Source organism: Marinobacter sp., from assembly GCF_040882185.1.
Classification (GTDB): Bacteria; Pseudomonadota; Gammaproteobacteria; order Pseudomonadales; family Oleiphilaceae; genus Marinobacter.
Genome location: NZ_JBBEBW010000018.1, coordinates 37,654 through 60,911, shown reverse-complemented (window position 1 = coordinate 60,911; position 23,258 = coordinate 37,654). Strand labels below are relative to the sequence as shown.

General features: G+C 55.0%; 16 protein-coding genes. 3 read left to right on the top strand and 13 right to left on the bottom strand.

Going from position 1 to position 23,258, the window contains the following annotated elements; genetic code table 11:
- Positions 1 to 45 precede the first annotated feature (45 nt).
- Positions 46 to 1,302 carry a serine hydroxymethyltransferase gene (gene glyA / locus WEB64_RS10350; protein ID WP_368061134.1) on the bottom strand — a complete coding sequence of 419 codons (1,257 nt, stop codon included), beginning with the start codon at positions 1,300 to 1,302 and terminating at the stop codon, positions 46 to 48.
- A 227-nt stretch (positions 1,303 to 1,529) separates the two neighbouring features.
- Between glyA and ettA the strand changes: the two genes are divergently transcribed.
- A complete protein-coding gene (gene ettA, locus WEB64_RS10345; protein ID WP_368061135.1) occupies positions 1,530 to 3,191 on the top strand; it encodes an energy-dependent translational throttle protein EttA in 1,662 nt (553 codons plus the stop codon).
- Complete coding sequence (gene radA / locus WEB64_RS10340; RefSeq protein ID WP_368061136.1) at positions 3,191 to 4,573, top strand: DNA repair protein RadA; 1,383 nt, start codon at positions 3,191 to 3,193, stop codon at positions 4,571 to 4,573. The genes ettA and radA overlap by 1 nt, the downstream gene beginning before the upstream one ends.
- Before the next feature lie 13 nt (positions 4,574 to 4,586).
- Here radA and WEB64_RS10335 read toward each other — a convergent pair whose 3' ends face one another.
- The 12 genes from WEB64_RS10335 to WEB64_RS10280 form a co-directional block, all read right to left on the bottom strand.
- Positions 4,587 to 4,958, bottom strand: coding sequence for a PilZ domain-containing protein (locus WEB64_RS10335; RefSeq protein WP_368061137.1), 372 nt, complete (start codon positions 4,956 to 4,958; stop codon positions 4,587 to 4,589).
- Positions 4,959 to 5,033: 75 nt separating this feature from the next.
- Entirely contained in the window at positions 5,034 to 6,101 is a 1,068-nt protein-coding gene (gene hemE / locus WEB64_RS10330) for a uroporphyrinogen decarboxylase (RefSeq protein ID WP_368061138.1), read from the bottom strand.
- Positions 6,102 to 6,130: 29 nt separating this feature from the next.
- Complete coding sequence (locus WEB64_RS10325; RefSeq protein WP_368061139.1) at positions 6,131 to 7,549, bottom strand: FAD-dependent oxidoreductase; 1,419 nt, start codon at positions 7,547 to 7,549, stop codon at positions 6,131 to 6,133.
- A gap of 78 nt (positions 7,550 to 7,627) precedes the next feature.
- Complete coding sequence (gene gltB, locus WEB64_RS10320; RefSeq protein ID WP_368061140.1) at positions 7,628 to 12,076, bottom strand: glutamate synthase large subunit; 4,449 nt, start codon at positions 12,074 to 12,076, stop codon at positions 7,628 to 7,630.
- Positions 12,077 to 12,294: 218 nt separating this feature from the next.
- On the bottom strand, positions 12,295 to 13,806 hold the full coding sequence (locus WEB64_RS10315; RefSeq protein WP_368065587.1) for an AAA family ATPase: 1,512 nt from the start codon (positions 13,804 to 13,806) through the stop codon (positions 12,295 to 12,297).
- Positions 13,807 to 13,849: 43 nt separating this feature from the next.
- Positions 13,850 to 14,944, bottom strand: a complete 1,095-nt coding sequence (gene aroB, locus WEB64_RS10310; protein ID WP_368061516.1) for a 3-dehydroquinate synthase — start codon at positions 14,942 to 14,944, stop codon at positions 13,850 to 13,852.
- Positions 14,937 to 15,503, bottom strand: coding sequence for a shikimate kinase AroK (gene aroK, locus WEB64_RS10305; protein WP_368061517.1), 567 nt, complete (start codon positions 15,501 to 15,503; stop codon positions 14,937 to 14,939). Before aroK ends, aroB begins: the two co-directional genes overlap by 8 nt.
- 124 nt (positions 15,504 to 15,627) lie before the next feature.
- Positions 15,628 to 17,679 (bottom strand): type IV pilus secretin PilQ, encoded by a 2,052-nt coding sequence (gene pilQ, locus WEB64_RS10300; protein ID WP_368061518.1) that lies wholly within the window; start codon positions 17,677 to 17,679, stop codon positions 15,628 to 15,630.
- 65 nt (positions 17,680 to 17,744) lie between these two features.
- Positions 17,745 to 18,287 (bottom strand): pilus assembly protein PilP, encoded by a 543-nt coding sequence (locus tag WEB64_RS10295; protein WP_368061519.1) that lies wholly within the window; start codon positions 18,285 to 18,287, stop codon positions 17,745 to 17,747.
- 2 nt (positions 18,288 to 18,289) lie between these two features.
- Positions 18,290 to 18,901, bottom strand: coding sequence for a type 4a pilus biogenesis protein PilO (locus tag WEB64_RS10290; RefSeq protein ID WP_368061520.1), 612 nt, complete (start codon positions 18,899 to 18,901; stop codon positions 18,290 to 18,292).
- Positions 18,898 to 19,464, bottom strand: a complete 567-nt coding sequence (locus tag WEB64_RS10285; RefSeq protein ID WP_368061521.1) for a PilN domain-containing protein — start codon at positions 19,462 to 19,464, stop codon at positions 18,898 to 18,900. The genes WEB64_RS10290 and WEB64_RS10285 overlap by 4 nt, the downstream gene beginning before the upstream one ends.
- A complete protein-coding gene (locus tag WEB64_RS10280) occupies positions 19,464 to 20,528 on the bottom strand; it encodes a pilus assembly protein PilM (protein WP_368061522.1) in 1,065 nt (354 codons plus the stop codon). The genes WEB64_RS10285 and WEB64_RS10280 overlap by 1 nt, the downstream gene beginning before the upstream one ends.
- 182 nt (positions 20,529 to 20,710) lie before the next feature.
- Here WEB64_RS10280 and WEB64_RS10275 point away from each other — a divergent pair, with 182 nt between their 5' ends.
- Positions 20,711 to 23,182, top strand: a complete 2,472-nt coding sequence (locus WEB64_RS10275; protein ID WP_368061523.1) for a penicillin-binding protein 1A — start codon at positions 20,711 to 20,713, stop codon at positions 23,180 to 23,182.
- The last annotated feature ends 76 nt before the right edge of the window (positions 23,183 to 23,258 follow it).

Sequence of the window (23,258 nt, the reverse complement as noted above, 5' to 3'; positions counted from 1 at the left end):
TGCCGGCGCCCTGCAAGCGCAAGGACCGGCGAGTAACTGAGGGGCTCAGGCGCCGTAAACAGGATAACGTGCACAAAGTGCAGCAACCTGTTCCTTGACTCGCGCGCTGACTTCGTCACTGTCGATATTATCGAGTATATCGCACATCCAACCAGCAAGTTCCCGGCATTCGGACTCGCCGAAACCACGGGTAGTCACTGCAGGGGTGCCAATTCGCAGGCCGGATGTAACAAACGGGGAGCGTGGATCATTGGGGACGGCGTTTTTGTTCACAGTGATATGAGCCCGACCAAGCGCTGCATCCGCTTCTTTGCCTGTAATGTCCTGCTTGATCAAACTGACCAGAAACAGATGGTTGGTGGTTCCGCCAGAGACCACATCAAAACCCCGGTCGATGAAAACTTCAGCCATAGCCTTGGCGTTCTTGATGACCTGCTGCTGGTAAGTCTTGAACTCATCGCTCATAGCTTCCTTGAAGCAGATTGCCTTGGCCGCAATCACGTGCATCAATGGGCCCCCCTGACCACCAGGGAATACAGCAGAGTTCAGCTTCTTATGAAGATCGGCGTCATCGCAGGCCAGTATCAGACCGCCGCGGGGACCGCGCAGGGTTTTGTGAGTCGTTGTCGCTACCACGTGGGCATGGGGAATCGGGTCCGGATAAACACCCGCGGCCACCAGACCGGCCACATGAGCCATGTCGACAAACAGGTAAGCGCCGACTTTGTCAGCAATAGCGCGGAAACGCGCAAAATCAAGGGCCTGAGAATAGGCAGAGAACCCGGCAATGATCATTTTGGGTTTATTGTCGACAGCCAGTTGCTCAACTTCGTCATAATCGATCAGGCCGGTGTCAGTATTGATCCCATACTGAACCGCGTTGTATATCTTGCCGGAAAAATTCACCGACGCACCGTGTGTCAGATGGCCGCCGTGGGCCAGACTCATACCGAGCACCGTGTCACCGGGCTTCAGCAACGCCATGAAAACGGCCGAGTTGGCCTGGGAGCCGGAATGTGGCTGAACATTCGCATAGGCCGCACCGAACAGTTTCTTGGCACGTTCGATGGCCAGGTCTTCAGCCACATCCACATGTTCACAACCACCGTAATAACGCTTGCCGGGGTAGCCTTCCGCGTATTTATTGGTGAGCGCGGAACCCTGAGCTTCCATTACCCGTGGGCTGGTATAGTTCTCCGAGGCGATAAGCTCGATGTGCGCTTCCTGCCGCTTGGTTTCGGCCTGAATAGCATTCCAGATTTCATCGTCGTATCCGGCGATTTTCATATCACGAGTAAACATTGATTTGCTGCCCCTGTTTGCTGTGTCTGCCCGGCAGACAATCTGAATTCGGCTGTGAAAAATAGGGCCGCTATTCTAGCGTATTACCGGCCTTGAAATCATCTTTTCGGCACCGAAGGCAGGCGAACTCCCCAAAGCTATCCCGGATTGCTATAACGCAGCGGTTTCGCTACCTTTACAGGCCAGTTTTACGAGAACGGACACCAACCGAAAGGATCCTGCCAGCTATGGCCCAGTACGTATTTTCCATGAACCGGGTGGGCAAGGTCGTCCCGCCCAAACGCGAAATCCTCAAGGACATCTCCCTGAGTTTCTTCCCGGGGGCCAAGATTGGCGTGCTTGGTCTGAACGGCTCCGGTAAGTCGACCCTGCTTCGGATTATGGCGGGCATCGATCAGGATTACATTGGCGAAGCGCGGCCCCAGCCCGGTATCAATGTCGGCTACCTGCCTCAGGAGCCCGAACTGGACGACAGCAAAACCGTCAAGGAAGTGGTCGATGAAGCTGCCGAAGCAGTCCACAACGCCCTCGCCGAACTCGATCAGGTTTACGCCGCTTACGCAGAACCCGACGCCGACTTCGATGCGCTGGCGAAAAAACAGGGCGAACTGGAGAGTTTTATCCAGGCAGTGGACGGCCATGACATTGAACGCAAGTTAGAAGTAGCTGCTGACGCGCTGAGACTGCCGCCCTGGGAGGCTAAAGTTGCCACCCTGTCCGGTGGTGAACGTCGCCGGGTTGCCTTGTGCCGCTTGCTGTTATCAGGCCCCGACATGTTGTTGCTCGACGAACCGACCAACCACCTGGATGCTGAATCAGTCGCCTGGCTGGAGCGGTTTCTTCATAATTATTCGGGCACCGTAGTCGCCATTACCCACGACCGGTACTTCCTGGATAATGTCGCGGGCTGGATTCTCGAGCTTGACCGTGGCCACGGCATTCCGTTTGAAGGCAACTACAGCCAGTGGCTTGAAGGCAAGGAAAAACGCCTCGAGATTGAGTCCAAACAGGAAGATGCCCGGCAGAAAACAATCAAGCACGAGCTCGAGTGGGTGCGCAGCAATGCCAAGGGCCGACAGTCCAAGAGCAAGGCCCGCCTGGCCCGCTTTGACGAACTGAGCTCACAGGACTTTCAAAAGCGCAACGAAACCAACGAACTCTATATTCCGCCGGGGCCCCGACTGGGCGACAAGGTCATTGAAGTCGACAACATCAGCAAATCGTTTGACAGCACCCTGCTATACGAGAACTTGAGCCTGAGCATTCCGCAGGGCTCGATTGTCGGTATCATCGGTGGAAACGGTGCCGGTAAATCCACGCTGTTCCGGATGATTGCAGGCCATGACAAGCCCGATTCCGGCACTATTACCATCGGCGACTCCGTCAAACTGGCATATGTCGACCAGATGCGGGATCTCGACGGTAACAAGACCGTGTGGGAAGAACTCAGCGACGGCCAGTACATCATTCAGGTCGGCAACTACCAGACTCCGTCAAGGGCCTACGTGGGCCGCTTCAACTTCAAGGGTGGAGACCAGCAGAAACGGGTTGCTGACCTGTCAGGAGGCGAGCGCAACCGCCTCCACCTGGCCAAACTGTTGAAGGAAGGCGGCAACGTTCTGTTGCTGGACGAACCTACGAACGATCTCGATGTTGAAACCTTGCGAGCACTGGAAGAAGCGCTGCTCAACTTCCCCGGCACCGTTATGGTGATTTCGCACGATCGCTGGTTTCTCGACCGCGTTGCTACCCATATCCTGGCGTTCGAAGGCGATAGCGAAGTAGTGTTCTTTGAAGGCAACTTCACCGAGTACGACGAAGATCACAAGAAGCGCAAAGGCGATTCAGCCATGGTGCCCCAGCGCATGAAATACAAGAAGCTGGCCTGATGGCGAAAACCAGAACCGCCTATGTCTGCACCGAATGTGGCGCAGACTACTCCAAATGGCAGGGCCAATGCACCGCCTGTCAGGCCTGGAATACGATCAGTGAAGTGCGTGGCGTGACCGCTCCCTCCGGCGGGGGCGGCAGCCGGGGCATCCGGTTTGAGGGTTTTGCCGGCAGCCTTTCATCTGTTCAAACGCTCGACTCCGTCAATCTCAGTGAGCAGTCCCGCATCAGCTCCGGCATGCAGGAACTCGACCGGGTGCTTGGCGGAGGTTTGGTTGAGGGCTCGGCCATCCTGATGGGCGGACACCCCGGTGCGGGCAAAAGCACACTCTTGCTCCAGACAGTCTGCCATTTGGCCAGCAGGATTCCTGCACTGTATGTGACCGGTGAGGAATCGCTGCAACAGGTTGCTATGCGGGCCAAACGTCTCGAACTCCCCACCAGTAAACTTATGATGCTGTCGGAAACCAGCGTTGAGCGCGTCATCCAGATTGCGGAAGCAGAAAAACCACGGGTTCTGGTGGTGGACAGTATTCAGGTCATGCATATCAGTGATGTGGAATCTGCGCCGGGCAGCGTCTCTCAGGTTCGGGAGAGCGCCGCCTACCTGACGCGCTTTGCCAAACAGACCGGCACCATCCTGTTCCTGGTTGGCCATGTCACCAAGGATGGCAGCCTGGCAGGCCCCAAAGTGCTCGAGCATATGATCGACTGCTCTATTCTGCTTGAGGGCTCCAGTGATAGTCGTTATCGCACGTTGAGGGGCACCAAGAACCGCTTCGGCGCGGTCAACGAATTGGGCGTCTTCGCCATGCTGGAGCAAGGACTGAAAGAGGTTAAAAACCCCAGTGCCATTTTCCTGAACCGGGGAGAGGACGCGGCACCCGGCAGTGTTGTCATGGTGATATGGGAAGGCACCCGCCCGATGCTGGTTGAGATCCAGGCCCTGGTTGATGTGGCTCAGGGTGGCTATCCCCGCCGGGTGGCCGTGGGGCTGGACCAGAACCGACTGGCCATGCTGCTGGCGGTTTTGCATCGTCATGGCGGCCTGCACTGCGCCGATCAGGACGTGTTCGTCAACGTGGTGGGTGGCGTCAAGGTAAGCGAAACCAGTGCTGACCTGGCATTACTCGCGGCCGTTGTTTCGTCCTTCAGGGATCGGGCGCTGCCTCAGGATCTGGTGATTTTTGGCGAAGTGGGATTATCTGGCGAGATTCGGCCTGTACCCAGCGGGCAGGAGCGTATTTATGAAGCTGCCAAACACGGCTTTACTCGCGCCCTCGTGCCAAAAGGGAACGCGCCGCGCAAAACTATCGAGAATATGAAGGTTATTCCCGTGACCAAACTGAGCGATGCGTTGACGGCGCTGGAAGAGCTTTAGGCTTCCTCGCCTCTCACTCACCCACCAGGTGGCCAAGTTCCCGGTCGAGCATTACCTGATCACCAAGGTTAAGTTCGACCAGGCGTTTGAGATGGGATGCGCTTTCAAGATCAATATACTGGCATTCGAAGCCTAACTTGCCTGCTTCGACATGACGCAGCTCAACTGCCATGACAATTCCGCTTTCGCGGTCATCGAGATGGATGGTCAATTCAAAAGCCTGGTTGAGAGGTGCTGACCAGTTGCGCGGGCGCCGGACCAAAACACCTTTAAGGGAAATATCCAGCAGTTGCGTGGTCCACCTCTCATCCTGCTGATAGATATCACAGCGCGCATCAAACAAGATGCGATGAAACTGACGCTTTTCCGGACGAATGATATTCACAGGTTTGCGGCCTTGTCATTTAAACCGAATATACCCGCACTATAGTTCGCCGCGTGCCCGTATGCCAGCGCGTGTTCAGCCCTTGTGGTAAGCAGGGCTCAGTTCAACGACAGCCTCAATAAAAGCACCTGCATGGGCGGGGTCAACATCCGGCGTAATACCATGCCCCAGGTTGAAGATATGCCCGCTACCTTCACCAAACCGTCGCAGTATATCCGCCACCTCGTCCCGAATTCTGGCTTTGGGGGCATACAGCATCGACGGATCCATATTGCCTTGCAGGGTGACGGTGTCCCCTACCCGCGCACGGGCCTTGCCAATGTCCGTGGTCCAATCAAGCCCAAGCGCATCGGCGCCGGTTGCAGCCATAGTTTCCAGCCACTGACCTCCGTTCTTGGTGAACAGAATCACCGGAACGCGCCGTCCTTCATGCTCGGGAATCAGGCCATCCACGATCTTCTTCATGTAAGCCAGAGAGAATTCCTCATAAGCCCAGCTGCTGAGCACGCCACCCCAAGTGTCGAAAATCTGCACTACCTGGGCGCCTGCACGAATCTGGCAGTTGAGATAATCCGTCACCGCAATGGCGAGATGATCCAGCAGTCGATGCATAACCTCCGGCTCCGAGTACATCAGCCGTTTGGCTTCGCGGAAATCCTTCGAGGAACTGCCCTCGACCATATAAGTCGCGAGCGTCCAGGGGCTGCCCGAAAAGCCGATCAGCGGCACCCGGCCATTCAACTCTCGCCGAATAGTACTGACCGCATTCATCACGTATTCGAGGTCTGAATCAGCCTTCAGTGTTGGCAGGGCATCCACATCTTCAGCCGTACGCACGGTTTTGCGGAATTTCGGACCTTCGCCGGTTTCAAAGTACAAGCCCAGCCCCATGGCATCAGGGATCGTCAGGATATCCGAAAACAGAATCGCTGCATCCAGGGGAAAACGCTCAAGTGGCTGTAGCGTCACCTCACAGGCCAGCTCTGTATTCTTGCAAAGGCTGAGAAAATCGCCGGCTTTCTCGCGGGCAGCCCGGTACTCCGGCAGGTAGCGCCCAGCCTGCCGCATCATCCAGACTGGCGTGCGATCGACGGGCTGTCGCATCAAGGCACGGAGAAAGCGGTCATTCTTAAGTTCGGTCATGCAAATCCTGTTTGGTCGGGGGACGACATTCAGATGTCGAGGTAATCGAGTATGCCCTCAGCGGCCTGACGGCCTTCCCAAATAGCCGTTACCACCAGGTCGGAGCCGCGAACCATATCGCCTCCTGCGAAGATTTTGGCGTTGGAGGTCTGGAACGGATACTCAGCTTTTTCTTCCGCTGTGACGCGCCCGGACTCGTCAGTCTCTACCTCGAGCACTCCAAACCAGTCGGAGGGGCTTGGGCGGAAACCGAATGCTACGAGAACAGCGTCCGCCGGGATCACTTCCTCACTGCCCGGAATCACTTCCGGGCGGCGACGCCCATTTTCATCGGGCTCGCCCAGCCGGGTCTGTACGACTTTCACGCCTTCGACCTGGTCTTCCCCAAGAATCGCGATCGGCTGCCGGTTGAACAGAAACTTCACACCTTCTTCCTTGGCATTAGACACCTCACGACGGGAGCCTGGCATGTTGGCTTCATCACGACGATAAGCACAAGCCACGCTGGTAGCCATCTGCCGAATCGAGGTTCGGTTGCAATCCATGGCAGTGTCGCCACCACCGAGCACGACCACTCGTTTACCCTTCATGTCGATGAACTCGTCGGCGTCATTTTCGAATCCAAGACGACGGTTCACGTTGGACACCAGGAACGGCAGCGCGTCGTAAACCCCTGCCAAGTCCTCACCCGGGAAACCACCTTTCATATAGGTATAGGTCCCCATACCCATGAACACGGCATCGTAGTCATCGATGATATCTTCCATCATGACGTCTTTACCCACTTCGGTAGAGAGCCGGAATTCAACGCCCATTTCCTCAAATATAGCGCGACGGCGGGTCATGACAGACTTTTCGAGTTTGAACTCGGGAATACCAAAGGTCAGCAAGCCGCCAATCTCTGGATAGCGGTCAAAAACGACCGGTCTGACCCCATTTCGGGCCAATATGTCTGCACATCCGAGACCAGCGGGCCCGGCCCCTATGACTGCCACTTTTTTATCAGTCCAGGTGACGTGAGACAGATCCGGCCGCCAGCCCAGTGCGAATGCGGTATCGGTAATGTACTTTTCCACCGACCCGATAGTGACGGCACCATACCCATCATTCAGGGTACAGGCACCCTCGCACAGGCGGTCCTGCGGGCAAACCCGACCACACACTTCCGGCAATGAGTTGGTCTGGTGACACAGCTCAGCTGCTTTGAGAATGTTGCCTTCAGCCACCAGCTTCAGCCAGTTCGGTATGTAATTGTGTACCGGACATTTCCATTCGCAATAAGGGTTGCCACACTCCAGGCAGCGGTGCGATTGCTCGGCCGCTTCATCCTGCTTGAACGGATGATAAATCTCGCCAAATTCTTTTTTGCGTTTTTTAGCCGGCACCTTCTTCGGGTCGACACGGCCGACTTCGACAAACTGGAAGTCGTTGTTAAGACGTTCTTTCATTAGGTTGCTCTCATCAGCTCAATTTCGAGAGCCAGGCAGCTTAAGGATGCCTGGCCTGGCCCATTCCGTCGAAACGCCCTATTCAGGACGACCACGGGTGCTGGCCAACAAACTTCTCAGGCTTGCAGCCTTGGGCTTCACCAGCCAGAAACGACCGATATAATCATCGAAATTGTCAAGAATATGCCTGGCCCACTCACTACCGGTTTCTGACACATGCTCCCGCACTACACCCCGCAAATGATTACGGTAAGGCTCCATGTCTTCGCTGGAAATGCGCTGGATTTCGACCAGTTCATGATTGTACTTGTCCACAAACGTGTTTTTCTGGTCCATGACGTAGGCAAAGCCACCCGTCATGCCAGCCCCGAAATTATGGCCCGTCGAACCCAAAACAGTTACCAGACCTCCGGTCATATACTCGCAACAGTGATCACCTACGCCCTCAACAACGGCGTGAGCTCCCGAATTACGAACACCGAAGCGCTCACCGGCGGTCCCCGCAGCAAACATTTTGCCACCGGTCGCGCCATAGAGGCAGGTGTTACCCACGATGGAGGTTTCCTGGGATTTGAACGAACTGACTTTTTGCGGACGGATGACCAGTTTGCCACCGGTCATACCTTTACCGACGTAATCGTTGGCGTCGCCATCAAGAATCATATTGAGGCCTGACACGTTCCAGACGCCAAAGCTCTGGCCGGAGGTACCTTCAAGTTCAAGGGTGATCGGCGCATCAACCATACCCTGGTTACCATGTAACGCTGCTATTTCACCAGACAACCGAGCGCCGATGGACCGATCGCAGTTGGTGACTTTGTAGCTGAAAGTGCCCCCCGCTTTGGTTTTAATCGCCTCCATGGCGTCCTGCACCATGCGTTCCGCAAGTGCGCCCTTATCAAACGGATGGTTACGCTCAACCTGGCAGGTGTGGGGCTTGTCAGCTGGAATCATATCATTGCCGAGCAACCGTGACAGATCCAGCTTCTGTTGCCTTGCCGTGTCTCCCGGCAAGCGCTCAAGCAATTCCGTCCGGCCGACCAGTTCCTCAAGCGACCTTACGCCCAGCTTGGCCAGCCATTCACGGGTCTCTTCAGCAACAAACCGGAAGAAGTTCATGGCCATCTCTACGGTGCCTTCAAAGTGCTCATCCCGTAGACGCTGATTCTGAGTCGCAACACCCGTTGCACAGTTATTAAGATGACAAATACGAAGGTATTTGCAGCCAAGAGCTACCATCGGGGTGGTGCCAAAGCCGAAGCTTTCGGCGCCCAGTATTGCGGCTTTCACCACGTCCAGACCGGTCTTGATACCGCCGTCGGTCTGCAGGCGGATCTTGCCTCGCAAATCATTCGCGCGCAGAGCCTGTTGGGCTTCACTCAAACCCAGCTCCCACGGCGACCCCGCGTAACGGATCGACGTCAGCGGGCTGGCAGCCGTACCGCCGTCGTAACCTGAAATCGTGATCAGATCAGCATAAGCCTTGGCAACGCCCGCCGCGATGGTGCCCACACCCGGTTCCGATACCAGTTTGACCGACACCAGCGCATTCGGGTTGACCTGTTTGAGATCAAAAATAAGCTGGGCAAGATCTTCGATTGAGTAAATATCGTGATGCGGCGGTGGCGAAATCAGTGTCACACCCGGCACCGAGTAACGCAAACGGGCAATCAACTCATTGACTTTGCCACCAGGTAACTGGCCACCCTCCCCTGGTTTGGCGCCTTGCGCTACCTTGATCTGCATGACGTCAGCGCTGCGCAGATATTCTGCGGTCACCCCGAAGCGGCCCGAAGCCACCTGTTTGATCTTGGACCGCCGCTCGGTGCCATGACGGGCGGGGTCTTCACCGCCTTCTCCGGAGTTGGAACGCCCACCCAGGCGATTCATTGCCATCGCCAGAGCTTCGTGGGCTTCCGGCGAAAGCGCGCCCAATGACATGGCGGCAGAGTCGAAGCGAGTGAAGATTGCCTCGACCGGTTCAACCTCCGCCAGATCAATCCCTTTGATATCCCGGCGAAAGGTCAGCAAATCCCTCAGTGTCGCGACAGGACGCTCGTTGACCAGCGCAGCATACTCCCGATAAGTCCCGTACGCCCCGGTGGTCACCGCCTGCTGGAGCGTCGTCACAACATCGGGGTTAAACGCATGATACTCCTGACCATGGATGTATTTGAGCAACCCGCCAGGAGAAATCTGTTTGCGCGGCTTCCAGGCTACATCGGCTAGTTGTTCCTGATCCTGTTGGAATTCATAGAAACCGGCCCCCTGTATGCGACTGGCAACGCCCTTGAAGCAAAGATCGACGACTTCATCCGCAATACCGATGGCCTCGAACAGCTGGGCGCCCCGATAGGACGTCACCGTGGAGATGCCCATTTTGGACAGGATCTTGAGCAAGCCTTTGTTAATACCTTTGCGATAGTTGTTCTTGGCTTCGATGGGGTCCATCAGAACTTCGCCAGTCCGGATCAGGTCGTTTAACACCTGATACGCCAGATACGGATAAACCGCCGTTGCACCAAACCCGAACAGCACAGCGAAATGGTGCGGATCTCGTGCCCATCCCGTTTCTACAAGGATATTGGCGTCGCAACGGAGGCCTTTCTCGACCAGGTGATGGTGTACTGCGCCAGTGGCCATCAGGGCGTTGACCGGCAGATCACCTTTCTGGAGATTCTTATCAGTCAGAACCAGCAACACCTTGCCGTTTCTCACAGCTTGCTCGGCTTCCTCACAGACCGCTTCCACCGCCTTATTCAGACCGAGTTCAGGGCGATAGCCCAGTTGGATCTGAACCACTTCAAATCCGGGCCTTTCGTTGTTAACGATGCGCAGGAATTTGGCTGGAGACAGCACCGGCGTGGAAAGAATAATGCGGTTAGCGTGATCTGCCGTTTCCTCGAAAACGTTTTGCTCAGCCCCGAGACAGGTCTCAAGCGACATCACGATGGATTCCCGTAACGGATCTATGGCCGGGTTGGTCACCTGAGCAAATTTCTGACGAAAATAATCGGCAACGTGTCGCACACGGCTCGACAGGACGGCCATGGGAGTATCATCTCCCATGGAACCGACCGCTTCCTGACCATTCTCCGCCAGTGGCCGAAGTATCTGATCGCGCTCTTCAAAAGATACCATGAACATTTTCTGATGAACCAACAGGTCGTCGGCATCCATCAGTTTGAATTCAGGTGTTTCCTGATTTAGCGTAGCCTCCACCCGCAAACTATTCTCACGCAGCCAACGCTTGTAGGGCTGACTGGACTTGAGACGGTTGTCGATGTCCTGGGTGTGCAGCAGTTCACCGGATTCGGTATCAACCGCAATCATCTGGCCCGGGCCGACGCGGCCTTTTGCTACGACATCTTCAGGCTTGTAGCTGTAGGTGCCAATTTCAGACGCCAGGGTAATGAAATCGTCTTTGGTAATAACCCAACGTGCCGGGCGCAGACCATTTCTATCGAGCATGCAGACGGCGTAGCGACCATCCGATAGCACCAGCCCCGCCGGGCCGTCCCAGGGCTCCATGTGCATGGAATTGTATTCGTAGAACGCCCGCAGTTCAGAGTCCATGGTGTCGACATTCTGCCACGCTGGCGGAATCATCATTCTGGCCGCCCGAAACAGGTCAACGCCACCTGCCAGAAGCACTTCCAGCATGTTGTCCATGCTGGAGGAGTCAGAACCGGTCAGGTTCACCAGCGGCTGCAGGGTTTGCAGATCCGGAAGTTCTGGCGAATTGAACTTGGACGCTCGCGCAATGGCCCAATTACGATTACCCGACACAGTATTGATCTCGCCGTTGTGTGCAAGGTAGCGGAATGGCTGGGCCAGTGGCCAGCGCGGCATGGTGTTGGTGGAGAAACGCTGATGAAAGACGCAAATCGCTGTTTCCAGCAACGGGTCGCCAAGATCCGGATAAAAAGTCGTTAAATCCGCTGGCATCATCAACCCTTTATAGGAAAGGGTCTGATGCGACAGGCTACAGATATAGAACTCCGGGTCTTCCGCCATGTCGCTTTCCGCGTGGCGACGACCGACAAACAGGCTGATGGCAAACTGGCGTTCGTTCTTACCCGCTGGTTCGACAAAGATCTGTTCTATTTTGGGCAGGCACTCCAGTGCCATGGGGCCTAGACACTCATTGTCGGTTGGTACGACCCGCCAACCAGCAATGCCCAAGCCTTGCTCAGTGAGCCGCTTCTCAATGGCCGCACGGCCTGCCTCAGCCTTGGCATCGTCTTGGCTAAGAAAAATCTGCCCGACCGCGAAGGAGGGGCTGAGTTTTTTCCCGAAAGCATCTTTGGCTACCTTGCGCAGAAACGTATCCGGCTTTTGGATCAACAGGCCACAACCATCGCCAGTCTTGCCGTCTGCCGCGATACCACCCCGGTGGGTCATGCAGGTCAGCGACTCAATAGCAGTTTGCAACAACTTGTGACTGGTCTGCCCCTTCATATGGGCAATGAGACCAAATCCGCAGTTGTCCCTGAATTCATCGGGATGATACAAACCTGTCATCATAAGCGTTCTCTCGCAAAGAAATTCTTTTTCAATCAGAGGGACAATACTGAACCTGCAGTAAAATCGACCTTTGACACTGAAAAGGGGGCTGGCCATTTTACACACGTAGAAGTACCTACTCAAACGAACGAGCAAGTATCACGAGGCTACGTCAGTCGGGCGCAAACAGATTCCGCGCCGGGAAAGCTCCCCTTCACGTTCTGAAGAGGCAAGGCAAACTACATACCACTGAGCGGGCGCACCCAGACATCCAGGCTACCCAAAGGGCCGGTTAAAGATTCCACGGCTGCGTAAGCTGATTCGGGGTCGGCATAATTGCCATAGAATACCACAAACCAGTCACGTCCCGCTCTTTCACTTCGGGTGTATCTCAGGTCTTCCGCAGCGCTGTGTTGCTCCAAAAAGCGCAGTGCCGTTGATTCGTTGTAGCCCGCGATATACTGCGCAGTCATGCCATCCTGCCTGCGAAGCCCCTCTACGGCCACATACTGAGCCGGATTTTTAGGCTGAAAGGCTAGCTGGCCACCAGAGCTAACTGCTGGTTCGGGTTCTAATGGTGGCTCTGGCTCTGGCTCTGGCTCTGGCTCTGGCTCTGGCTCTGGCTCTGGCTCTGGCTCCAATGCTGCTTGGCTGGCAACGCCAGTGTCTACCTTTAAATCCGTCTCAGGCCCATTCACAACGGCGATCTCTTCGCCATCCACCACTTCCGTGCCGAAGGGCTTTTCAGCCTCAATTTCCACGACCGGCAACTCCGGATTATCCGGCCCCAGGGAGATAATCGAGCGCGTTCGTTCGGGTTCCGCTTCAGGTCGCGCTAGCCCTTCTTCATCAATCATAGAGTCATATTGTGCCGATACAAACCACCACGATATGCCGAGCAGTACCAAGGCCAAAGCTGGCCAACGCAGCCCCTTCAGCCACTGGTTATTTGCTCCCGACCTGACAGGGGTGGCTGTCAGATCCAACCATACGGCCGGAGCAACTTGCCTGACCCGTCCCAGACTGCCTTGACTGAGTTCGTAAATCCTGTCAAGGAAACGACCCGACAATAACTCGTCAATTTTCCCGCCCGCGGCGCTTACCCTGGGCTCCAGATATCCTGCCACCTCATCGCGTGTCAGGGGTCGCAAATGAATCTGATGCACCCCCATCAGATCACCGCCGCTTTCCACCAGACCGAGGCTTTGAACAAGTTGGTCTGACCCACTGAACAGCGGCACTGCGGACTTTGAAGTGTCGGAGGCGGCGTAAGCGGCCAGCAGCACCCGAGTAAGCTCCGGGGCTACCTCGTCAGCATCATCTATCAACACAACCAGCCGCCTGCCTTTCCGGGTCGTGGTTTCGCTCCAACGGAAAAACCCGAAAACTGCTTCGGTCGGGGTATCAGTGGCCGCCAAACTTTGATGAGCAGACGCCAGCAACGCCTTTGCAAGTGCCTGGATACTCGATAGGCTGCTCGGTGCCAACCGCACGAAATCCAGTCTTGCAGACTCGCTCCTCTCCAGTTCAGCAAGCATTCTGGTTTTTCCGGCGCCCCTGGCCCCTGTGAGTAACAAAGCCAGATCCCCAAATCCGCAAAGGTGACGCAACGTTTCGAGCGCCTGTTGTCTCTGGGCGTCGGGGTAAAAGGGTGCTTCCATTGCCAGCGGGTCGGCTCTGAGACCGTAACGCTGCTGCAGCCTTGCAAACAGTCCGCCGGTATCCAGCCCAGTCATTCCGTCGTCGGACATTTTTGCCTCTCTAGAGCTCGCGCGCCTTCGTGCCTTACCAGAATCAGGACTTGCCACAGAAGGCGTTCAAAGTATCAACCAGCAGGGCATGATCAAAGTCCGATGTGATGACGGCTTCACCTGGCGCGCGCAGAAGAATCAGACGCAGATGGCCATCCACGTTTTTTTTGTCGACTGCCATTCGCTCCAGGAAATCGTCAGGGCGCATTCCTCCGGGAGCCCGATCAGGCAACCCGGCGCGCTTGATCAAATACCTCACGCGCTCCAGCGACTCCTGATTGATCAGCCCGAGACGGTGTGACAAATCGGCGGCCATGACCATCCCGGCGCCCACCGCTTCCCCATGCAACCACTGCCCATACCCGGCGAAAGTCTCCATCGCATGTCCAAAGGTATGCCCCAGATTGAGAATGGCCCGCAGTCCGCCTTCGTGCTCATCTATAGCGACTACTTCCGCCTTGCAGGTACAGGATCGCAGTATTGCCTCAGACAGGGCAGCGGTATCGAGTTCGGTCAGCGCTGCAATGTTGCTTTCAAGCCACTCCAGAAACGGCAGATCCCGGATAAGCCCGTATTTGATCACCTCGGCTAATCCTGCTGGAATTTCACGGGGAGGCAACGTTGCAAGCGTGTCCGTGTCGATCAGAACCACCTGAGGTTGATGAAACGCACCCACCATGTTCTTTCCCAGCGGATGATTGATACCGGTTTTGCCACCAACCGACGAATCGACCTGCGACAACAGCGTGGTCGGTATTTGTATGAACTGGACCCCACGCTGATAAGTGGCCGCTGCAAAACCCGCCATATCACCCACCACACCGCCACCGAGCGCGACAACCGTGGTATGCCGCGAGTGGCGCTGCTCAAGCAGGGCGTCAAATATCCGGTTCAGGGTTTGCCAGTCCTTATGTTGTTCGCCGTCCGGCAGTATCACGGAGTCGACGATTTTTCCCGGGAAGCATAGGGTTGCCTGCTCCAGATAGAGCGGCGCAACCACGGTGTTGGTGACAATCATCACTCGCTCACCACGCACATAGGGCGACAGGTCCGTGGTCCCGAGTAAACCTTGGCCAATCAGTATCGGATAGCTTCGTTCACCGAGGTTAACCCTTAGCTCCCGTGACGCCTCAGACATGCTTGTGACCCTCCTTTCTGACTTGACGCTTTTGTCGTGATGTTTTGGGCTGCATGCGATTAATCAACTGCCTTACCACCAGCCTTGGGCTTTTTTTATCGGTATACATGACGATATCCGCAAGCGCGGTATAGAGGGGGTCCCTCATCGAAAACAAGTGCCGGAGTACTGCCTCTGGATCATCATTCTGAAGCAGGGGACGATTGCGGTCCCGCCGGGTTCTTTCGACTTGTTGTTCGACTGACGTTTTCAAATAGATAACCAGAGCGTCCTGCTTAAGGCTGACATGGTTTTCAGCTTGCGTAACAGCGCCACCCCCGGTGGCCAGGACAATGTCACCCATCCCCACCAGCTCAGACAACATCGCGGACTCTCGCTGGCGAAACCCTGCCTCGCCCTCAACATCGAAAATCCACGGAATATTAGCGCCGCAACGCTCTTCTATCAGACGATCAGTATCGACAAAACGATAGCCCAGCTCTCTGGCCAACAGGCGACCGATGGTGCTTTTACCAGCCCCCATGGGTCCAACGAGAACTACACGCTTTGGCAACGTCATGACATTCGCTCATATAAATCGTGGCGGGTGAGAATAGCATAGGCACTCACGTTCCATAAGATTTGCAGGTTTTTCAGGCAAAAAAAAGCCGCCCCTGACAGGGCGGCTTTTTCGTGCCGTACGATTAGTTCACTAAATCGCCCTTAAGGATCTTTGGTGTAATGAAGATAAGTAACTCACTACGCTCATCAAGGGACGTCTTGCGGGTAAACAGGCGCCCAAGATAAGGGATATCTCCCAGGAAGGGGGTTTTGGTAATGGTGGTGGATGTCTCTGACTGGAAAATACCGCCGAGCACCACCGTTTCCCCATTCCGCACCAGAACCTGCGTTGTCACTTCATTGGTGTTGATACTCGGCACACCATTAGTAACTTCACCACGCGAATCCTGGTTAACCGTCAAGTCCATAATGATCTTGTCGTCCGGCGTAATCTGAGGGGTCACCTCCAGTGACAATACAGCCTCCTTGAATGACACCGATGTAGCACCACTTGAAGAAGCTTCCTGGTAGGGAATTTCCTCACCCGACTGGATTCTCGCCGTCTGACGATCAGCTGTCACGACCTTGGGCTGAGCCACAATTTCTGCCTGGCCGTCACTCTCGAAAGCGGACAACTCCAGATCCACCAGGAAGTCAGACCCTATATATCCAAAGGATACAGAAGACGTATTTGCCCGGCTAACCCCGAGATCCACATTCAATCCACCCAGGTCAACGTTATTGCCGAGCTGGCCTTGGCCAATTGCACCACCAAACCCGAAGTTATTACTTCCACCATTAGCGTCCGACCGGCCGGCGGCGCCCCAACGAACGCCGAGCTCTTCTGCCAAATCTGTCTGTGCCCGAACCAGTCGTGCTTCGATTAACACCTGTCTCACCGGCACGTCCCAGGTCGTGACCAAACGGCGGATTTGTTCAAGCTTGTCAGTCGACTCTCTCACGCTGATGGTATTTGTGCGCGCGTCAGAAGACACGAAGCCACGATCAGAAATCAGTTCTTCATCCGCTTGAATCAACGCCACGATATCCGCAGCCTTGGCGTAGTTGACCTGGATGATATCCAGCCGAACAGGTGCCAGTTCCGCAATTTGCTTGGTCGTTTCCAGCTCAAGACGCTCACGGGCCGCAATTTCGTCAGCGGGAGCAACAAGAAGCACGTTGCCAATCTGTCGCTTATCCAGACCTTTGGTTTTAAGAATCAGGTCCAGAGCCTGATCCCAAGGCACATTTTGGAGGCGAAGTGTAATGCTGCCGCTGACGGTGTCGCTGGCAACCAGGTTCAGCCCGGTGAAATCAGCAATCAACTGAAGAACCGAACGCACCTCGATGTCCTGAAAGTTGAGGGACAACTTGTCGCCGGTATACGGGAACTTGTCCTCACGGCGAAGTTCTGCTTCTTCTTCAGTAAGTGGCTCTACGCTGACGGTAAAGACCTTGTCTGCCTGGTAGGCGATATAGTCGTAGCTACCCTCTGGGCGAATCTCAATGACCGCGTTATTACCTTCCATATAGGTGTCCACGCGAGAAACCGGCGTGGCGAAGTCCGTTACATCAAGCCGTCGGCGCAGGTTAGCCGGAACCTCAGTGTCTTCCAGTACCAGGCGGATACGCCCACCGGACTCAGTAAGGTCAACCGGCGTCTTGCTATCACCAAGAGACACAATCACGCGCCCCTCACCGTTCTGGCCGCGTCGGAAATCAACACCCGTCACCCCAGAATCAGAGCGACTCACCGAAGCGCTCTCTTGTTGACTCGAACTCGGCTCAGACTGCGCTACTGGGGCAGCGCTACCCGCGTTGCCACCAATAGTGAGTACCAGCGCATTGCCGGTTTGTGAGGTCTGGTAAGGCGCCAGTTCCACCAGGTTGAATATCAAGCGGGTCCGGTCCTTGGTTTCAACCACCGTCATGCTTTGAGCATTGCCTGAACCCAGGGAGATGTTCCTGCTCTCAAGCCCACTTTGGGTGTCACGCAGGTCTACTGCGATACGAGCAGGCCTTTCTATGGTATACCCAGTGGGTTTCGGCGGCTGGCCATCAAAGCTCAGCGTTACCTGTGTCCGGTCACCCGGAAGTGAAGAGAAGGATACATCCTGAAGGGTGACCGCACTGGCCAGACAGGACATCATCCCAAGAGCAACCATGCTGACGCATACGGTAAATTTTCTGAACATCGCTAGCCTCGACCCCAAACTGTATCGTTCGTGTGTTTTTCTTTCAGTTGTCATCATGCCGCTCCTTAACCCTCATCCAGTGAAAGGGATCGGGGGCGTTCTACCCAGCCTCCCCGGCCGTTGGGTACGATTTCCATCAATTCGACACGGGAATCACTGACACCAATAATGCGCCCGTAATTCTGCCCCATGTAATTCCCGGTTCTGACCCGATGTACACCGCCTTCACTATCAGAAACGAGCGCGAATGAGTTTTCGTTGCTGCCACCCAGGGTGCCAACCATCTCTAATTCAGTGAGCGCATAGTTTTCGAGCACTTCTTTGGGTCGGTCGAGGTCAGGCTCAACATCACTCTGAGGCTGTTCATCCACCATGGTCAGTTGTACGTCTACCGGCGGCTCAAACGGGGCTCTCCGGTCAGCGGAGGCATAGGTAAATGCCTCATAAGCGTTGAACTCCGGCAAAGGCTCAACGAATCCCCGGGGCTTGGAACGTGTTTCTTCCATAAACTGATCCAGGTCTGAAAACCCATTACCCTGGGAACAGCCTGCTAACAGGGACGCAAGGCAGAAGCCCAACCAGGCTTTTCCAGCATGCTGCTTCATCATGCTCATTCTCCCGCCCGGTAGCGGTATGTGCGTGCCAGAACCTGCATATCCAGTCTGTCACTTTCACCACTTGTTGGTTTAATCGTAAAGTCATGCAGCGTTACGATGCGCGGTAAGCTGGCCACACTGCTGACAAACGAAGCCAGCTCGTGATAAGTGCCAGAAACCTGAATGTTGATCGGAAGCTCTATATAAAAATCCCGGCGCTGCTCCGACTGAAGTTTGATTTCCTGGAGTTCAAGGCCACTTCCAACAGCCGTGTTGGTAATATCTTCGAGCAGTCCCGGTACTTCGGTGTCACTTGGTAACTGCTTGACCAGCGCCCCGAACGTTTCTTCCATTTCAACCATCTGGTTTTTGAATACTTCCAGATTCGCGACCTTGTAAGCTTTCTGTTCGTATTGCTGTCTTAGCTCCAACTCGGTCTTCTCAACTCCGGCAAGTTTCGTATACTGATCTTTAATAAAGAACCAATAACCGCCGCCAAGAATCAGGCCAAACACAATCAGAACTACAATAGCTTTGACCGGCGCCGGCCATATACCGGCGTTATTAACGTCAAGATCGTTAATATCAAACTCGTTCAGGCTTTTCATCGAATCTGCGAGGCTCATTGCTTGGTCTCCTCTTCGACACCTGGAGTTCGCTGAGTCACTGACAGGTTGAACTGGCTATATCCAGCCCGCCGATTATCGGCTGCAGCAACATTGGAAAGGTTTGGATCATCAAACCATTCTGAATTCTCGAAACGTCTCATAAGTGCTGAAATCCGACTATTGGATTCAGCCATACCAATGATGTCGATGCGCTCATTTACCTTTTTGAGGTCGCTGTAGAACAACCCGTCCGGCAAAGTCTGCACCAACTCATCGAAGACCCTCACGATGACCGGACGCTTGCCCTGCAAGTCCTGGATCACTCGCATGCGCGCCAGCAACTCGTCCCGTTGACGCCGCAGGTTCTCAATTTCCTTGATCTGGCTGTCCAGCTCCTTCATCGCGGTCTGGACATAGGCATTACGGGACTGCTGATACGCTATCCGGTTGTCCATATCTGACTTCCAGAGAAATGCGAGCCCCGCGGCGACAATGGCTGCACCAACAAGCATAACGATGAACTGTTGCTGTTTTTCTGCCCTGAGCTCTTCACGCCAGGGCCTGAGGTTAATATTCGCCATCAGTCAAAGCTCCTCATCGCCAAACCACAGGCTATCATCAGCGATGGGGCGTCATTGCCCAATGCAGATGCGTTAACACGAGAACCAACGGCCATATCGGCAAACGGGTTTGCCACCAATGTATGCGTGCCGGTTTTATCTTCGACCATCTCAACCAGACCCTGAATCGAAGCCGTACCGCCCGCAAGAATCACGTAATCAACTGCGTTGTACTGACTGGCGCCAAAGAAAAACTGCAGAGCCCGGGCAACCTGCTGCACAACCGCTTCCCGGAACGGTGCCAGCACCTCGGACTCGTAATCATCAGGCAGTCCACCCTGCTTTTTGGCGAGCCCTGCCTCTTCAAGTGAAAGGCCGTAGCGACGCTGGATTTCTTCGGTCAACTGTTTACCGCCGAAGATCTGCTCCCGGGTGTAGACGGTTTTGCCGTCCGCAAGAACACTCAGCGTTGTCATGGTTGCGCCGACATCCACGATGGCCACCACGAGTTCTTCGCCCTGGGATTCAAGCTGCGGTTCAATTAATGAATAAGCCCGTTCAAGCGCATAGGCTTCTACATCAACGATCTTTGCCGTAAGCGATGCAATACTTAGCGCATCTTCACGAATGTCGACGTTCTCTTTGCGGCAGGCCGCCAACAGAACATCAACCTGATCAGGATTGGATTCGGAGGAGCCCTGAACTTCGAAGTCGATGGCGACCTCATCAAGGGGATATGGAATGTATTGATCAGCTTCGAGGGCTATTTGATCTTCCATTTCGAATTCGTTCAGACCCGAATTCATTTGTATCAGCTTGGTTATAACAGCAGAGCCAGACACTGCGACAGCAGCATGTTTGACGCCCGTTCGGGCCTTGCCAGCAACACGCTTGAGCGCCTCACCGACGGCCTCTACATCTGTTATATTTTTCTCGACTACAGCATTCGCTGGCAGTGGTTCCACTGCGTAGCTTTCCACCCTGTAGCGATCGCCCTGTTTAGAGAGCTCTAAAAGCTTTACCGAGCTGGAGCTGACATCCACACCCAGAACAGCACTGGATTTCTTACCGAACAATCCGAACACGCGCTCACCCTATACCTGGTTACATGCACCCGGTTATGTGTTTTTTTTAAGAGAATTTTTTCTGCTTTACGTCTACAATGCCACTTCGTTATTTTGAGAGTCATTGTATTGACGAAACTTATTCGTCTTACCTAAAGCAATTTCTCAAATGATAGACCTATATCCAATAGTTGTCAGAAAAAATGTCCCGACTCTTCCGTACATCCCGCGTCTTTGCCTGGTTCTTCCTGACGGGTATAAGTCTCGCCGTAATCATGGCCTCCAGTTTTTATCTCTACCTGAGGCCGGGTCTTCCCTCTGTCGATCAACTGACAGACATCCAGTTGCAGACTCCATTAAGGGTCTACAGCGCAGACAACAGATTAATAGCAGAATTCGGTGAAAAGAGAAGGGCTCCCATCACAATAGAACAGATCCCTACAATTCAGTTACATGCCTTTCTGGCTGCGGAAGACAGCCGTTTCTATGAGCACTTCGGGGTCGATTTAAGAGGCCTGATGCGGGCTGCCGTCGAATTGGTGACCACCGGAGAAATACAATCCGGTGGCAGTACCATCACAATGCAGGTTGCAAAAAATTACTTTTTGTCACGTGACCGAACCTTCATCCGGAAGTTCAACGAGATACTCCTGGCTCTTCAGATCGAACGCGAACTCCCTAAGGATCAGATCCTGGAGCTCTATCTCAATAAGATTTATCTCGGCAATCGGGCATATGGTATTGGGTCTGCTGCGAGGGTTTACTACGATAAAAGCGTCAATGAACTGACCCTGGCACAGATGGCGATGCTGGCGACGTTACCCAAAGCCCCCTCCGCCTATAATCCGATTGCGAACCCTGAACGCGCGACGATTCGCAGGAACTGGGTTCTGGGCCGGATGAGAGATTTGGGCAACATCACCCCAGATGCCTACGAACTGGCGGCAGCGGCTCCGGTTACAGCGAGCTATAACGCGCCGTCCACCGAAGTCGACGCAGATTACGTGGCCGAAATGGCACGCTCCGAGCTGTTCACCCGTTATGGCGAAGCGGCTTATACCGATGGTTATAAAGTCACACTGACTGTCGACAGCGCCAAGCAACAGGCTGCAACCGATGCCCTGCGCGACGGACTGGAAGCGTATGACCAGCGTCATGGCTTCCGGGGCCCGGTCGGCAAGATCAAAGAAGACGACCTCGCACCCGACAATCTGACCCGGGCAATGGCAAGCTATCCCCGCGTGGAAGCACTCTATCCTGCGGTGGTCACCGAAATCGGGGAAGCCGAGGTCAGCTTATTCTCCAGGCACTTGGGGGAGCTCTCCATGGCCTTCGAAACCATGACTTGGGCTCGTCGCCATCGAACTGAAAACCTCCTCGGTCCTGAACCACAATCACCTTCAGATGTCGTCACTATAGGGGATGTGGTCTACGTCAAGCGCCAGCAAACTGCCGAAAACGTTGAGGTGGCGGCGCCGGACGTTGATGAGGGTGAGGTTCCGGTGGTGCCGGTACAGAAAGTAGCCCTTGCCCAGGTGCCTGACATACAGGGCGCCCTGGTTTCTCTGGAAGCCAAGACTGGCGCCATTCAGGCGCTTACGGGCGGCTACAGCTTCAATCAAACCAAATACAATCGTGCCACCCAGGCCAGGCGTCAGCCCGGATCAACGTTCAAACCGTTCCTGTATCTTGCAGCTCTTGAGCGCGGCGTAACACCGGCCACTCTATTCAACGACGCTCCCATTGTATTCGACGACATCAATCTGGAGACAACCTGGCGCCCACAGAACTCCTCCGGGCAGTTTTACGGCCCGACACGCCTCCGGGAGGCTCTGTATCGATCTCGCAACCTGGTCTCAATCCGCCTGCTTCAGGACGTGGGGATAGACAACACCATTGATTATCTGGAGCAACTCCAGATCAGTACAGAGGGCATGCCACGAGACCTGTCGCTTGCATTGGGCAGCGGCAACCTGACGCCACTGGAAGTTGCACGGGGCTTTGCGGTGATCGCGAATGGCGGCTACGATGTCGAGCCCTATCTGATCCAGACCATAGAGAATAGCAACGATGAGATCCTCTACGAGGCACCGTCAGTTGTTCTGTGCGACGACGAGTGCGACGCGCTTACCGCCGACTCCCCAAACCCAGATCTGGGCTTTCCTGCTATGAGGGTCGCCAAGCGCCTTGCGGACGAACGTTCCGTTTATATACTTCACTCAATGCTCAGAGATGTGATAACACGAGGCACAGGTCGCCGGGCGCTGGCCTTGGGCCGCGATGACATCGGCGGTAAAACCGGGACCACCAATGAGCAAAGGGATACCTGGTTTGCTGGCTTTAACTACAGTATTGCAACGATTGCCTGGGTCGGCTTTGACCAGCCGACTCCGCTCGGCCGAGCGGAGTATGGTGCCACAGCAGCATTGCCCGTCTGGCTTGACTACATGCAGGTTGCCATGGAGGGAGAACCGCGCTCTTTCATGCCCCAGCCTAACGGGATTGTCAGCATCCGGATTGATCCCGAGAGCGGCAAGCGTGCGCGCCCCGGCCAATCCGACGCCATCTTTGAACTGTTCCGTGAAGAGGATACGCCTGCCGCCATAGACGCCGACGATAACCGAGGTGGAGTAGCGCCCGGGGATGACAGCAACCTTCCCCAATCAATTTTCTGACTTTTCAAGCCAAGGCGCTGTCAGACGAAATCGCTATTGTCAGATATAAAAAAACCGGCCAAGGGCCGGTTTTTTT